Origin of the sequence: Actinomycetospora straminea, from assembly GCF_028737255.1 — a bacterium.
Lineage (GTDB): Bacteria > Actinomycetota > Actinomycetes > Mycobacteriales > Pseudonocardiaceae > Actinomycetospora > Actinomycetospora straminea.
Map to the genome: position 1 here is coordinate 187928 of NZ_JAQZAN010000003.1, position 12052 is coordinate 199979.

General features: G+C 77.9%; 7 protein-coding genes. 3 read left to right on the forward strand and 4 right to left on the reverse strand.

The annotated features are described in order from the left end of the window. Window positions 1-4: 4 nt before the first annotated feature. From PH190_RS06275 to PH190_RS06290, 4 genes are read right to left on the reverse strand one after another with little or no spacing between them, the layout of a single operon-like run. Entirely contained in the window at window positions 5-1240 is a 1236-nt protein-coding gene (locus PH190_RS06275) for a heparan-alpha-glucosaminide N-acetyltransferase domain-containing protein (protein WP_274230624.1), read from the reverse strand. A 17-nt stretch (window positions 1241-1257) separates the two neighbouring features. After that, window positions 1258-2625 carry a M1 family aminopeptidase gene (locus PH190_RS06280; protein ID WP_274230625.1) on the reverse strand — a complete coding sequence of 456 codons (1368 nt, stop codon included), beginning with the start codon at window positions 2623-2625 and terminating at the stop codon, window positions 1258-1260. Continuing rightward, entirely contained in the window at window positions 2622-3248 is a 627-nt protein-coding gene (locus PH190_RS06285; RefSeq protein ID WP_274230626.1) for a BPL-N domain-containing protein, read from the reverse strand. The genes PH190_RS06280 and PH190_RS06285 overlap by 4 nt, the downstream gene beginning before the upstream one ends. Beyond that, complete coding sequence (locus PH190_RS06290) at window positions 3245-7264, reverse strand: Pls/PosA family non-ribosomal peptide synthetase (RefSeq protein ID WP_274230627.1); 4020 nt, start codon at window positions 7262-7264, stop codon at window positions 3245-3247. The genes PH190_RS06285 and PH190_RS06290 overlap by 4 nt, the downstream gene beginning before the upstream one ends. 316 nt (window positions 7265-7580) lie before the next feature. Here PH190_RS06290 and PH190_RS06295 point away from each other — a divergent pair, with 316 nt between their 5' ends. Genes PH190_RS06295 through mftE form a run of 3 tightly spaced genes read left to right on the forward strand, consistent with a single transcriptional unit; the run spans window position 7581 to window position 12014 of the window. Next, entirely contained in the window at window positions 7581-9410 is a 1830-nt protein-coding gene (locus tag PH190_RS06295) for an oxidoreductase (RefSeq protein ID WP_274230628.1), read from the forward strand. Next, window positions 9407-11305, forward strand: coding sequence for an oxidoreductase (locus PH190_RS06300; protein ID WP_274230629.1), 1899 nt, complete (start codon window positions 9407-9409; stop codon window positions 11303-11305). Before PH190_RS06295 ends, PH190_RS06300 begins: the two co-directional genes overlap by 4 nt. A 31-nt stretch (window positions 11306-11336) precedes the next feature. After that, window positions 11337-12014, forward strand: coding sequence for a mycofactocin biosynthesis peptidyl-dipeptidase MftE (gene mftE / locus PH190_RS06305; RefSeq protein WP_274230630.1), 678 nt, complete (start codon window positions 11337-11339; stop codon window positions 12012-12014). Window positions 12015-12052: the final 38 nt, after the last annotated feature.

Consider the following 12052-nt stretch of genomic DNA (forward strand, 5'->3'; position numbering starts at 1 on the left):
CTGATCAGGGCGCGACCCACCGCGCCGCCCGGGCGCCCGCCGCCGACGCGAGCGTCTCCAGCGGCCCGCGCCCCGCGCTCGCCCGCCACGCGATGCCGAGCAGCAGCACCGCCACGACCTGCACGACGTAGCCGGTCACCGGCCCGTAGACGTCGACCGGCGAGTCGAGGAACAGGACGTGCAGCGTGTAGAAGGTCAGCGTCATCGCCCCGGCCGCCGCGAGCGGCGCCCGCACCACGGCGAGCACCGGGCTGCGCACGCGGTCGAGCAGCAGCATCACCCCGAGCACGGCGAGCGCGGTGCCGAGCGTGCGGGCGAGGTCGGGCGGCGTCGACGAATGGGGGCTGTCGACGGCGAGCCACCACCACGTCGTGGTCGGCGTCGTGCCGTCCGGGCCGATCGTCAGGGCCTCGGCGACGACGGCGGGGTCGAGACCGGACGACGCCGCCGTGATCCGTGCCAGCCCGCCGCCCGGCCCGAGCAGCAGCGCCGACGTCCCGGCCGCAGCGGCCGCGAGCGCGACCCCGCCCCCGGCGAGCCCGGCCGCCAGCCGCGGCGAGCGCAGCCGCGCCCGCCCGACCACGAGCCCGACGGCGAGGTAGGGCAGCCACGACAGCGCCGGGTAGGAACCGGTGAGGAAGAGCTCGCGCACGAGCCCGAGCGGGTCGGTGACGAGCCACGACAGCGAGGGGTTGCCCAGCTCCGGCAGGGGCAGCCGGTCCCGCACGAGGTGGCTGACGACGGGGAACCCCGCCGCGCCCAGCACGGCGCCCCCGACGAGCACCGGGGTCGGCAGCAGCACCAGCGGGATCGCGAGCAGGAACAGCACGGCGTAGGACGGGAGGATCACCGTCGCAACCTCGGGGTCCGTGACGCCCCCGACCGCGAGCCCGAGCACGCCGATCACGATCGCCCGCGCCGTCAGCGACGCGGCCGCGCGCCGGGTGTCTGCGCCGCCACGGACCCGCGCCCGCCCGGTGAGGACCGCGGTCCCCACGCCGGCGAGCACCGCGAACAGCGCTGCAGCGTGGCCCAGGGCGACCGTGCCGACCCAGGTCGGGCGGCCCTCGGCGTCGGCGACGTGGAGCGCGTGCACGGCCATCATCCCGAGCAGCGCGACGCCGCGGGCGGCGTCGACACCGAGGACACGGCCCTCGGACCGGGCGGGGTCGGGGGCGGGGTCGGGGGCGGGGACCGGCTCGGTGCGCGGCTCGGCGTCGTGGACGGCAGCAGCGGTCATCGGGGTGGGGCTCCTCCTCAGGTGGGCGGCAGCGCGCCGGCGCGGGTGGGCGCGTCGGTCACCGCGGGCAGGCCGGCGAAGGCGCGGGCGACGTCGTCGGGGGTCGCGACGCGCTGGGCGTGGTCGGCGACGTAGGCGCGCAGGGCGTCGTCGAACGCCGCGGCGCCGGCCCGCTCGCGCGCGGCGAGCAGCACCGCGGCGCCCTGGACGTAGACGCCGGTGTTGTAGGGCCCGAAGCCGCGCTCGGCCCACGCCGCCATGGGCAGGCCCAGGTCGTCGCGGTCCTCGTCGACGACGTAGCCCGACTCCGTGCCGGTGGCGCGGGCCTGCGCGTAGGTCGTGAACGCCTCGTCGAGCCACGGGTCGCGGCCCTGGTCGCTGCCGACGAGCGCGTAGAACCACTGGTGGGCGAGCTCGTGCGCGACGAGCTCGGGCAGCTCACGCGGGGCGGTGTCGCCGAACTGCAGCGCGCCCGGGTACTCGATCCCCGACGACTGCGACGGCGCGATGGCCACCCACAGGTCGGGCTGCGGCACCGGGCCGAGCAGGTCCTCGAGCCGCCCGAGCGCGCCGTCGATCTCGGCGGCCCAGCGCTCGGGGTCGACGCGGGTGCCGGCGAGCGGCGTGAACAGGTGCAGCCGGGTCCCGTCGGCCGTCTCCCGCTCGAGCACCCGGTAGGCGCCGACGGCGACCGACACGTCGCGGATGCCGTCGGCGCGGAAGGTGTGCGTGGTCGTGCCCGGGCGCGGGCCGGGCGCGGTGCCGTCGGTGCGGCCGACCCCCGAGACCGCCGCGGCCGCGGGGGCGGTGACGCGCAGGGCGTCGAGGCGGAACTCCTCGCTGACCGCGGTCTCGCCGGGGATGCGCACGGCGTCGTCGCGCACCCACCCCTGCCCGCGCACCCACGCGAGCATCGGGAAGGCCGAGCCGAACCACGCGGTGCCGGCCGACGTGCCGAGGCGCTCGTCGGCGTCGACGCCGAGACGGAGCGTGAAGCCGAGCTCGGCGCGCACGGGCGTGCCCGCGTCCACGCACGCCGGCAGCGGCAGCTCGACCAGCGTCCCGGGCGCCCCCGACGGCGCCCCCGCGGCCCGGACGACCGGCTCCGTGGAGCGTCCGTCGACCGCGGCGTCGGTGACCTGCAGCGCGTTGCCCTCCGACGCCGGCGACGGTGCGTTCGGCCAGGTCCGGAACACCAGCTCGCAGACCCGCCGGTCGGGCGTGAACGTCACCGACTCGCGGCCGGTGGCGCTGCGCAGGTCGGGCGCGAGGTCGTAGGACAGGTCGACGGACGGCCTCTCGAGCCACGGCGCGGCCTGCGCGGGCGGGGTGGCGCAGCCGGCCACCGCGAGCAGCAGGGCGACGAGGACGGTCAGGGCCCTCACGGGGCGCCCTCCAGGGTGTGGACGACGAGGTCGCGGGCCAGGTCGCGGGCGTCGGGGGCGACCGGGAGGCCGGCGTCGGTGAACCAGTCGGGGGTGGCCTCGGGGTGCGGGCCGACGACGCCGACGCGCCCGGCGCCGTACGGGGCGACGGCGGCCGCGGCCTGCCCGTCGGGGTAGCGGGCGAGCACGTCGGCGCGCCCGTCGACGAGCAGCGCGGCCGGGTCCTGGGCGAACACGGCCCGGCGCGTCCCGCCCCAGTCGAGCTCGACCACCGTGTCGTCCTCGGTGTCGAGGGCCTGGTCGGTGTCGCCGGGCAGCAGCCCGAACCCGGGGGTCGCGCCGGCGAGGTAGGCGCCGAGGCAGAACCCGACGTAGCGCCCGCCGCCGGCGACGAACCCCCGCACGGCGCGGCGGTGCCGGCGCATCCGCCGCCAGCCCTGGCGCAGGGTGCCGCCGCCGGGCTGGGCGTAGAGGTCGGCGCCGGCGAGCACGGGCCCGGTGAGCGCAAGGTCCTCGCGCGGCCCGACGTAGCGGACGTCGAGCCCGGCGCCGGCGAGCACGGACGCGACGGCCTCGGGGCAGCCGGGCAGGCTCGCGGGGCCGCGGTAGACCAGCGCCCTCACCAGGTCGCTCCCGCGAGGCGGGGGAGCTCGAGGGTCGGGTCGTCGGTCATCGGGTCCCCCGTCACGGCGTCGGCCGGCTCGGCGACCCCCCGCGCCGGGATGCCGCGCCAGCGCCCGCCCTCGCCGAGCTCCTCGCCCTTCATCAGCAGCGAGAGTCGGTCGAGGTCGACGTCCGCGCCGACGGTGGCGTCGTAGAGCACCACCGAGCGCGCGCCGACCGTGGCGCCCGGCGCGACCCGGACCGTCGACATCTTCATCACCCGGTCCTCGAAGAGGTGCGTCTGCAGCGAGACCGCGGGCCCGATCGCGGCGTCGTCCCCGATCTCGACGAGGTCGAACTCGGTGAGGTAGGTCGTCGCGATCCAGGTGCGCCGCCCGATGCGCGCGCCGAAGCGGCGCAGGACCACCGGCAGGAACGGGGTGCCGACGAGCATCCCGAGCAGCGTCGGGACCGCCGCCGCCTCGTAGAGCCCGGTGACGAGCTCCGTGCGCCGCACGAACGGGTCCCACAGCGGCGCGACCCGCGGCCGGTAGGTGCCGGCGACGTGCCGCTTGACCGCCACCACGTAGGCGACGATCGCGCTGCTCGCGGCGAGGGCGATCAGCGGGGCGACGAGGGCGACCGGCAGCAGGTCCCGGCCGCGCGCGACCAGCGAGAGCGCCAGCAGGTAGCCGTAGAGGCCGAGCCCGAGCAGCGACGCGGGCAGCGTGGCCCGCACCAGCTCGACGGCCAGGCGCCGGCGCACCCGCGCCCGGTCGGGGGCGAACGTCTCCTCCACGGGGTGGTCGCCCGAGTCCTGGCGCTGGGGCAGGTGCATGGCGGGCGAGCCCAGCCACGACGAGTCGTCGGGCACCCCCTCGGGCGGGGGCACGGTGTGCACCCCGACCAGCGAGCCGTCGCCGGTGCCGACGCCGGACGGGACGAGCGCGGCGTTGCCGACGAACGCGCGGGCGCCGACCCGGGTCGGGCGCAGCAGCATCCGCCCGTCGGCGTAGGTGGCCGCGCCGACGCTCGCCATGTCGGCGACGAAGCTCTGCTCGCCGAGCGTCAGCAGGTCGGGGTCGAGGTGGGCGGCCGTCGAGACCTCCGCGCCGCGCCCGACCCGCGCGCCGAGCAGCCGCAGCCACGGCACCGTGTAGAGCGTCGCGTAGAGCGAGTTGGTGAACGCGAGGCTGTACGCCAGCAGCGCGTCGGCGACCCACTTGCGCAGCCCCAGCGTCGAGCGCACCGGGTGGATGCCGACGGGCGTGCGCGGCAGCACGAGCCGGCGCCCGAGCGCGACCACGGCGCACACGGTCACGACGAACACCGGGCCGGCGAGCAGCGTCGCGACGAGCCCGGCGAGCACGCCCGCACCGAGCAGCGCACCCCAGACCACGAGCACCGACGGCACGACCATCCCCACCGCGGCGAGCTCGAGCCCGACGAGGCCGGCGAGCGCGGCGGGGAGGTGGCGCCGGCGCCAGCCGGGCAGCGGGCCCGCGCCGCGCATCGCGACGAGCGCGGCGTCCTGGTCGGCGACCTCCTGCGGCGGCGAGCCGGCCCACGTCGTGTCGGCGGGCACGACCTCGTCGCGGCCCAGCGCGGACTGCTCGGCCAGCATCCCGCGCGCGCGGACGCGGCTGCCGGGGGAGAGCACGCTGTTCGCGCCGGCGATCGCGCGGCGCTCGAGGTGGACCGGCCCGACGACGACCCAGCCGTCCTCGACCGCCCACGGGTGCAGCACGGCGCCGTAGCCGACGGCGACGTCGTCGTCGAGGCGCAGCAGGCGGGGCAGGGAGAGGTCGGCGGCGGCGACGTGCACGCGGCGCCCGACGCGCGCGCCGAGCAGGCGCAGGTAGGGGGCGAGGAACGGCGAGCCGGCGAGCACCGGCAGCGGCGACTGGCGCAGGACGAGGTCGAGCGTCCACAGCCGCAGGTAGGTGACGCCCCAGAGGCGGTACCGGCCCGGGCGGATGCCCGCCGCGAGCGGGCGGGCGAGCAGCACGGGCAGCACCCAGCGCACGCCGAACCACGCGGCGGCGCCGGCGACGAGCACCTGGGTCAGGACCTCGGTCGAGACCGTGCCGTCGTTCGCGGTGTACACCCAGCTCAGGGGCAGGGTGACGACGAGCAGCAGCAGGTAGAGCACGACGGCCTGCGCCGCGCCCGCCGCCGCGACCCGCCGTCCGGTGTGCCGGACCGGCCCCGGGCGGGCGGCGGCCGCGGTGACCTCGCCGGCGCCGGCGGTCCCGAGGTGGGCGGCCAGGGCGCGCACGCTCGGGTGCGCGTAGAGGTCCCGGACGGCCGGGCTGCCCCCGACCCCGCGCTCGCGCATCAGCGTCACGGTGGTGGCGGCGAGCAGGGAGTGACCGCCGAGCGCGTCGAAGAAGTCGGCCTCGACCGAGAGCTCGGCGGCGGGGATGCCGGTGGCCTCGGCCCAGATCGCGGCGAGCTGCTCCTCGAGCTCGCCCTGGGGCGCGACCACGGGCCCGGTGGCGGCGACGAGGCGCCGGCCCGCGGGTGGCGGGAGCTGCGTGCGATCGACCTTGCCGCTGGCCTGCGTCGGCAGCGCGTCGAGGACGTCGAGCGTCGTCGGGATCATGTAGGCGGGCAGGCGGTCGCGGGTCAGGTCGGTGAGGCGGGCGACCAGGACGTCGATCGCCTCGTCGGCGACGACGTAGGCCGCGAGGTCACCCTCCTGCAGGGCGACGACGGCGCTGCTCACGCCGGGGTCGGCGAGCAGCACGCTCTCGATCTCGCCGAGGTCGACGCGGTGCCCGCGGACCTTGACCTCCGCGTCCGCGCGGCCCAGGTACTCGACCTCGCCGTCGGGGGTCCAGCGGCCGAGGTCGCCGGTGCGGTAGATGCGTCCGCCGGGCCGCGCGAGGAACTTCTCGGCGGTCTTCTCGGGCATGCCCACGTAGCCGCGCGCGACGCCCGGGCCGGCCAGGGTGATCTCGCCGACCGCGCCGGGCGCGACCGGGCCGTACCCGTCGTCGTCGGGGTCGAGGAGCTCGACACCGTAGGTCGGCAGCGGGCGCCCGATCGTCACCGGTCGCCCGGGCACGAGCTCGCACCAGGTGGCGGTGACGGTGGCCTCGGTGGGGCCGTAGGTGTTGAGCATCCGGCGTCCGGGACGGGCCCAGCGCTCGACGATCTCGGCGGGGCAGGCCTCGCCGCCGACCAGGACGCTGCGGACGCCGGGCAGGTCGCGGGGGATCGTCGCGAGCAGCGTCGGGACCGCGTAGAGGACGGTGACCCGGGCCCGCTCGAGGTGGTCGGCGAGGTCGGCGCCGAGGCGGCGCTCGTCGTTCGGGCCGATGACGAGGGTGGCGCCGACCGCCCAGGTCGGCCAGATCTCCTCGATCGAGAAGTCGAAGGAGATGGTCATGCCCTGGTGCACCCGGTCGTCGGGGCGGACGTCGTAGACGGTGGGCACGACGGCGACGAAGTTCGTGATGCTCGACTGCGCGACCTCGACGCCCTTGGGGCGCCCGCTCGAGCCGGAGGTGTAGATGACGTACGCGGCGGGGTCGTCCTCCCCGGGCGGGCCGCGGCCGTCGGGGCGCCGGTCCGCCGCGCGGTCGAGGGTGGCGGACGCGGCGTCGACGGCGAGCCAGCAGCGGTCGTCGGGGACCGTCCCGCACAGCGCGTCGGAGGTGAGCACGAGGTCGACGTCGGCGTCGTCGAGGACGTAGGCGACGCGGTCGGCGGGAGACTCCGGGTCGATCGGCACGAAGGCCGCGCCGGCCTTGAGCGCCCCGAGCAGCGCGACGTAGGTCTCCGGTGACCGCTCCAGGAAGAGGGCGACGCGGGCGCCGGGCCGGACCCCGCGGTCGCGCAGGACGTGCGCGAGCTGGTTGGCCCGGGCGTCGAGCGCGGCGTAGGTCGTCGGCCGGCCCTCGTGCTCGATCGCGGTGGCCTCGGGCGTCGCGTCGGCGGCGCGCTCGAACACGTGCTCGAGCCGCGCCTCCGGCGCGCGCTGCGGGCCGAGACCGAGCGGGAGCTCCGTCGTCGTCTCGGTGGCGGTCACTGATCGATCACCGGGTGGATTCCCCCCTCCGACGCCCTCCCGGGGAGGTCGCGTCGGCGGTCGACAGCGGGACGGCCCGACGGTCCGAGGTGACGATGTCCGTGCGGGCCGTCGGGGGCTGTACCTCGCCGCCTCCGGCTGCGAAACGCGACCGAGGGGGACCGTCGATCACGTCACAAACGGGTAACACGGTAACGCTGGGTGATCAACAGGCCGGTGCGCAGGCGTGATCGACCACGATCGGGCGGCATGTGTGCCGAAGCTCGGCTCGCTCGCCACCCGGCCGACCTCGCCGCCGCGGACTACCGTGCCGCCGGTGCTGGGCCAGGAGATCGCGGTCGGCCGCCGCGCCGCGCCGAGCCGGGTGCTGTTCGGTCCGCACGTCACGCACCTCGCCGACCCGCACCACCCGCGCGCGCTCTCCGACGACCACGTCGCGCACCTCCGCGCCCGCGCGGCCGGCGGGGCGGGCGTCGTCGTCACCGAGGTCGCGTCGGTGGTCGCCGCCGACCACCCGTACGAGGACGCGCCGCTGGCCGCCTCCTGCCCGGCGGGCTGGGCCGCGGTGGCGGACGCCTGCCGGCCGTTCGGGACGCTCGTGCTCGCCGGCCTCGGGCACGCGGGCGGGCAGGGCTCGTCGGCGTACACCCGCGGGCCGCTGTGGGCCCCGTCGGCGGTGCCGGACCCGGCGAGCGGGGAGGTGCCGGCGGTGCTCCCGGCCTCCGGGATCGCCGAGGTGGTGGCGGGGTTCGCGGCCGGGGCGGCGGCGGCCCTGGAGGTGGGCTGCGACGGGGTCGAGGTCCAGGCGGGGCAGCACGCGCTGCTGCGGCAGTTCCTCTCCGGGCTGACCAACCACCGCGACGACGCCTACGGGACGGACCGTGCGTTGCTGCTGGTCGAGGTGCTGACGGCCGTGCGGGCGGCGATCGGGCCCGGGGTCCTCGGCCTGCGGCTGACCGTCGACGAGCTGGCGCCGTGGGCGGGGATCACGCCGGCGTCGGCCCGTCCGGTGCTCGAGCGGGTGGCGGGTCTCGTCGACCTCGTCGTGCCCGTGCGGGGCTCGGCGCTGACGGTCGGCGCGACCCGGCCGGACGGGCACACGGCGCCGGGGTTCCTGCGGGACGCCTGCCGGTCGCTGCGGGTGCCCGGCGTGGCGACGGTGCTGGCGGGCAGCGTGGTGGATCCGTCGCTCGCCGAGGACGTCCTGGCGTCCGGGGACGCCGACCTCGTCGAGATGACGCGCGCCCAGCTCGCGGACCCCGATCTGGTGGAGCGGGTGCGCGCCGGCCGGCGGGTCCGGCCGTGCGTGCTGACCAACCAGCAGTGCCGGGTGCGCGAGGTCCGGAACCCGCGGATCGGGTGCACGGTGGCTCCTCCTCCGGTGCTCCTCCCGCGGGGCGATGCCCCCGTGCTCGTCGTCGGGGCCGGGCCGGCGGGGCTGGAGGCGGCGCGCACGCTGGCGCTGGCCGGGGCCGCGGTGCGGCTGGTGGAGCGCGCCGACGCCGTCGGCGGGCTGCTGCGGGACGTGGCCGGGCTCCCCGGGCGGGCGCGGTTCGCCGACCTCGTCGCCTGGTACCGCGCCGAGCTCGCCGAGCTCGGGGTGGGCGTCGAGCTCGGAGCGGCGGCCGAGGTGCCGTCCGACGGGCTCGTGGTGCTCGCGACCGGCGGCGTCGACCGCCCGGGGCGCGGGGTGCCGATCGCGGCGGCCGTGCGCGACGGCGTCGCCCCCGGGCCCGTGGTGATCGAGGACCCGGTCGGTGACGGGGCGGCGGTCGCGCTGGCCGAGCGGCTCGCGGGGGAGGGTCGCGAGGTGGCGGTGGTGGCGCCGGGGGTGCTGGTCGGGCCGGGGCTCGCGCGCACCGGGGACCTCGTCGACGCCCAGGCCCGCCTGGCGCGCGCCGGGGTGCGGCGGGTGACGGAGGCGTCGGTCGTGGGGTTCGCGGAGGGGGCCGTCACGGTCGCCGACGTCGTGACGGGCGGGTTGTCGTCGTGGCCCGCGGCCGTGCTCGTCGACGCGGCCCCGCGGCGGGCGCCGGCGGTGGCGGCGCGGCCGGGGCTGGTCGTGGTCGGCGACGCGGTCGCGCCGCGGACCGTCGCCGAGGCCGTGCGCGAGGGGCACGCGGCGGCGCGGGAGCTGCTGGCGTGAGCGTCCTGGGCGAGCCGCTGCGGCTCGGGCCGCGCGTCGTCCGCAACCGGATCGTCTTCCCCGCACACCTGACGAACGCCGCCGTGGCGCGCCGGCCGAGCGCGCAGCACGCCGCGTACTACGGCGCCCGCGCGGCGGGCGGGGTCGGCATGGTGATCACCGAGGAGCAGTCGGTCGACCCCGCCGACCGGCCCTACGAGAAGCTCGTCGACGGCACCGACCCGGCGGTCGTGCCCGGCTACCGGGCGATCGCCGACGCCGTGCACGCCCACGGCGCGCTCGTGCTGGCGCAGCTCGGGCACAACGGCGGGCAGTCGTCGTCGCTGTACTCCCGGGCGCCGGTCGACGGCGCCGACGACGAGCCCGACCCGATGTTCCGGGAGGTCCCGCGGCCGCTGTCGGACGCCGGGCTCGCGCGGCTGGTGGACGGGTTCGGGCTGGTCGCGGAGCACGTGGTGGCGGGCGGGCTCGACGGCGTCGAGATCCAGTGCTCGCAGGCGTCGCTGATCCGGCAGCTGTTCTCGGCGCGCTCGTCGCGGGCGCTGCCGTTCCTGGTCGCGGTGCTGCGCGCGGTGCGGTCGGCGGTGGGTCCCGACGGGGTGCTCGGCGTGCGCGTCCAGGGCGACGAGGGGTTCGCGGGCGGGCTCGCCACCTCCGACGCCGTCGCGGTGGCCGTCGCCGTCGAGACGCTCGTGGACTACGTCAACACCGCGGTCGGCGTCGCCACCCGGACCCTGCCGCTGATCGAGCCACCGATGGGCGTGCCGGCGGGGTACGCGGCGCACGTGCCGTCGGCGGTGCGGGCGGCGGTGTCGGTGCCGGTGCTCGGGGTGGGGCGCTTCACGACGCCCGAGCAGGCGCGCGAGGCCGTGGCGTCGGGGTCGTGCGACCTCGTGGGCGTCGTGCGGGGGCAGATCGCGGACCCGGGGTTCGCGACGAAGGCCCTGCGGGGCGGGCGGGTGCGGCGGTGCATCGGCTGCAACCAGGAGTGCATCGCGCGCGTGGGGCTGAACCAGCGGCTGGGGTGCGCGGTGAACCCGGCGGCGGGGCGCGAGTCCTCTGTTGCAGCGAACGGGTATCTCGCTGCTTCTACGCGCACGACGTCCCCGTTCGCGCGCGTGCTCGTCGTCGGCGGCGGGCCCGCGGGGCTGGCGGCGGCGGTCGCGGCGGCGCGGGACGGGCACGCGGTGACCCTCGCCGAGCGCCGCGACGTCCTCGGCGGCCAGCTCGCCATCGCCTCCCGGGGCCCCGAGCGCCGGGAGCTGGCGAACCTCGTCGCCGACCTGGCGCACGAGGCCCGCGACCTCGGGGTCGTCGTGCGGCTGCGGACGCCCGTCGAGGACGTGCACGGGATCGACGCCGTCGTCCTCGCCACCGGCGCGCGCCCGGCGCTCCCGGCCTGGGCGGGCGGGCACGCGCGGGTCGTCGACGTCACCGAGGTGCTCACCGGGCGGGTCGCACCGAGCGGGCGGGTGCTGGTCGTCGACGAGGGGCGGGGCCACGCGGCGACGTCGACCGCGGAGCTGCTCGCGCGCCGGGGTGCGTCGGTGGCGACGTTGACCCCGGCGCTGGTGGTGGCGGGCGACCTCGCGCCGACCCTCGACCGCGAGCGCTGGCGCCGCCGCGCCGCCGAGGTGGGGATCGCCGAGTACACGGACCGGGTGGTGCTCGCAGCGCACGACGGCCTGGTGCTCGACGTGCTCCACCACCTCACCGGTGAGGTCACGCCGTGGCCCGCCGACTGGGTCGTGCACGCGGGGCCGCCGACCCCGCACGTCCCGGAGCTGGTCACCGACGTCCCGGTCTTCCGCGTCGGCGACTGCCTCGCCCCGCGCGGCATCGACGCCGCGGTCCGCGAGGGCACGGCGGTACGTGAGCGGTTTTCCCGGCTATAGCCGGGAAAATCACTCACATAGGGTCGGCGCCGTGCAGATCGGCGAGGCCCCGTGGGCGGAGTGCGCGGACGTCCCGCTGCTGCTGGTGCCGATCGGGGCCACGGAGCAGCACGGCCCCCACCTGCCCCTCGGCACCGACACCACCGTCGCCGCCACCGTCGCCGCGCGCAGCGGCCTGCCCACCGCGCCCGCGCTGCCCTACGGCGCGTCCGGCGAGCACGAGGGCTTCCCGGGCACCGTCTCGATCGGCACCGAGACCCTGGCCGCCGTCGTCGTCGAGCTCGGGCGCTCCGCGTGCCGCTTCGCCCGCCGCCTGCTGCTCGTCAACGGGCACGGCGGCAACGTCGGCGCGCTGCGGGTGGCCGTGCCGATGCTGCGCGCCGAGGGCCGCGACGTCGCCTGGTTCCCGTGCGGGGTGCCGGGGGCCGACGCGCACGCCGGGCGCCACGAGACGTCGGTGATGCTCGCGCTCGCGCCCGGCACGGTCCGCGACGACCTCGCCGTGCCCGGCAACACCGCACCGCTGCGCGAGCTCATGCCCGCGATCGCCGCCGGCTCGGTCCGCGACGTCAGCCCGTCCGGCGTCCTCGGCGACCCGACCGGGGCGAGCGGCGCCGAGGGCGCGGAGACGGTGGCCGTGATGGTGGCCGGCCTGCGCACGGCGTCCGAACGGTGGGTCGTCGACGAGGCGACCGGGCGCCTCACCTGAGCCCGGCCGCCCGGACGACCGCGGCCCGACCACGCTCG